We start from the raw sequence: 2,931 nt of genomic DNA on the forward strand, positions 1-2,931 counted from the left end.
GCCTGTGGTGCCGTCGAGACGGATGTCTCCGCGGCGGCCTGCCGCGTGTGGCGTTCGGCCCTGCGCGCGGACATTCCGAGGAGCAGCAGGGAGACGAGGGCGGTGACGACGGCACCGATGAGCAGGGCCGCGAAGTACATCGGCACCCCGGAGACGGCGCCGAAGACGGCGACGATCGGTCCGCCGTGCGGCACGGAGTCGGTGACCGCGAAGAGGGCTGCGATGCCGCCGGCGACGGCTCCGCCGAGCATGTTCGCGGGGATGACCTGCAGCGGCTTGGCGGCGGCGAGCGGGATGGCGCCTTCTGTGATGCCGAAGAACCCCATGAACAGGGCGGCGATCCCGGCCTCACGCTCCGGCTTGGAGAAGTAGCGGCCGCGGATCAGGGTGGCCAGGCCCATCCCGAGCGGCGGGACGGCGATCGCGGCGGCGACCATGCCCATCGGGGCGGGGTTCCCTGTCGCGATCAGGGCGCTGCCGAAGAGGAACGCGGTCTTGTTGACCGGGCCGCCCATGTCGAAGGCGACCATGGCGCCGAGGATCAGGCCGAGCACGATCGCGCTGCCGCCCTGCAGGCCGGTGAGGAACGTGCTCATGGTGGAGAAGACCCAGCTGATCGGCTGGCCGAGGGCGAGCACGAAGGCGCCGCCGACGATCACGGTGGTGAGCACGGGGATCACGAGGATCGGCATGATCGGCTTGATGTACCGGTGCACGGGGATTTTCTTGATGCCGAGGGCGACGAAACCGACGAGGAACCCGGTGACGATGCCGCCGATGAAGCCGGCGCCGGACTCGGAGTGGTAGAACGACCCTGTCGTGGCGATCCAGCCGCAGATCATGCCCGGCGCGAGCCCGGGCCGGTCGGCGATCGCGTAGGCGATGAACCCGGAGAGGATCGGCACCATCAGGGTGAAGCCGAGCACGCCGATCTGGTTGATCGTCAACCAGAAGCTGCCCTCCGGGATGACGAGACCCTTCGGGGTCGCCTCGCCGCCGAGGGAGAGCGAGATGGCGATCAGCAGCCCGCCGACCACGACGAACGGGATCATGTAGGAGACGCCGTTCATCAGGGCGCGGTACAGGGTGCCGCCGACGTCTGACCTGCCGGTGGTCGGGGCGGGGGTATTCCCGGCCGAGCCGTCGGGTCCGTCGGCGGCCGCTGACGGCGCGGCGGCGAGGGCCTCCCGGATCAAAGCGGCAGGGCGGTGGATGCCGTCGGCCACCCCGACGGAGATGATCCGCTTGCCCGCGAAGCGTGACGGGTCGATCCTGGTGTCTGCCGCGATCACGACGGCGTCGGCACGGTCGATGTCGGCCGGGCTGAAGGCGCCTTCGACGCCGACGGAGCCATGCGTCTCGACCTTCATGTCATAGCCGAGTTCGGCCGCCGCGGCCGATAGCTTCTCGGCAGCCATGTAGGTGTGCGCGATGCCGGTGGGGCAGGCCGTGAGGCCCAGGATCAGGAGTCGATGTGGTGCTGTTGTCGCGGTGAGGGGTTCGGGCATGGCTCGAGAGTCCTTCCGGGCCGAGGTCGACCGGAATCTCCGTGAACACCGCAGCTCAATTTCATAAGCTTAACTAACTTTATTTCGCCCCGCGAACGAGGGTGGCTCGTGAGGTGTCGCACATCGACGTTCACGTGACGTGGGAACTTCGATCTGCGACGAGTCGGGAAGAGCCGGGACCTCCGGGCGGTTACGGGACGTGACAGGATCGAAGGATGAGCGGAAAGCGGGACCGGTGCGCGGCGAACTGAGCGTTTTCGCCCTCGAGGGGATTCCCGAGGTCGCGGCGGGCGCCGACCTCGCCGGGCTGATCCTCGCCGCTGCAGAAGTCGCGGCCGCCGGAGTCGCTGGGGGCACCCTGCTGAGTGACGGCGACATCCTCGCGGTCACGAGCAAGATCGTCTCCAAGGCCGAGGGCCGCCTGCGCGCGGCGGCCGACCGCGAGCAGGCGATCACCGAGGAGACCGTGCGTGTCGTCGCGACCCGCGCGTACCCGGGTGGCGTGACCCGCATCGTCGAGAACCGGCAGGGCCTCGTGATGGCCGCGGCCGGCGTCGACGCGAGCAACACCCCCGAGGGCTTCGTGCTGCTCCTTCCGGCCGATCCGGATGCCTCCGCCCGCGCCCTCTGCGCCGCGGTGCGGGCACGCACCGGGCTCCGCCTCGGTGTCATCATCACCGACACCGCTGGGCGCCCCTGGCGCGAGGGCCAGACCGACATCGCGATCGGCGCGGCCGGCGTCGCCGTGCTCGACGACCTGCGCGGCACGACGGATGCCGCCGGCAAACTCCTCAACGTCACCGCGCCCGCCGTCGGCGACGAGATCGCCGGCGCCGCCGACCTCGTCAAGGGCAAGGCGAGCGGCAACCCGGTCGCCGTGATCCGGGGGCTCGGCCGGCTGGTCCTGCCGCTCCCGGCCGCTGACCCCGTCACCGCCGGATCGGGTGTTGTCGATCGCGGGGCGGCTATTCTGCTGCGCCCGAGCGAGACCGACATGTTCCGGCTCGGCAGCGCGGAGGCCGAGGCCCTCGGCTACACCAGGGGCTACGCGGCCGGACTGGCCGCCGGACTCACCGCCGCGGAAGCCGACCTGCCGTGAGCTGGGTGGTCGTGGTTCCGGTCAAGGGAAACCCTGGCGCGAAGACACGCCTCGGCGGCGCCGGCCCGGACCGTGCCGAGCTCGCCGACGCGTTCGCCCTCGACACCGTTGCTGCCCTCGCCGCAGCCGCCCCGGTCCTTGCCGTCTTCGTCGTGACCGGGGACACCGTCCTCGGCGCGCGACTCGCCCGCCTGGGCGCGCACATCGTCGCCGAGGTTCGGGACCCGGTCGACCCGCTCAACGCCGCGATCGACGTGGGACTGGCCGCGGCCGCTGCGGAGTTCCCCGCTGCGCACCGCGCCGTCATCACCGGAGACCTGCCTG

At 70.9% G+C, this 2,931-nt stretch carries 2 protein-coding genes and 1 pseudogene; 2 read left to right on the top strand and 1 reads right to left on the bottom strand.

Features of this window, described 5'->3' with window-relative positions; all coding sequences use genetic code 11:
* A partial coding sequence (locus QN345_RS17545) for a fructose-specific PTS transporter subunit EIIC (RefSeq protein ID WP_323508976.1) occupies positions 1 to 1,508 on the bottom strand: 1,508 nt, incomplete at its 3' end.
* Positions 1,509 to 1,707: 199 nt separating this feature from the next.
* Here QN345_RS17545 and cofE point away from each other — a divergent pair.
* Together cofE and QN345_RS17555 are read left to right on the top strand one after the other, a co-directional pair.
* Entirely contained in the window at positions 1,708 to 2,607 is a 900-nt protein-coding gene (gene cofE / locus QN345_RS17550; RefSeq protein ID WP_322189115.1) for a coenzyme F420-0:L-glutamate ligase, read from the top strand.
* A pseudogene (locus QN345_RS17555) lies at positions 2,604 to 2,931 on the top strand (2-phospho-L-lactate guanylyltransferase); the annotation flags it as partial. The gene cofE and the pseudogene QN345_RS17555, both read left to right, overlap by 4 nt.

Origin of the sequence: Cryobacterium sp. 10I1 (genome assembly GCF_035019805.1) — a bacterium.
In the GTDB taxonomy this organism is placed as follows: domain Bacteria; phylum Actinomycetota; class Actinomycetes; order Actinomycetales; family Microbacteriaceae; genus Cryobacterium; species Cryobacterium glucosi.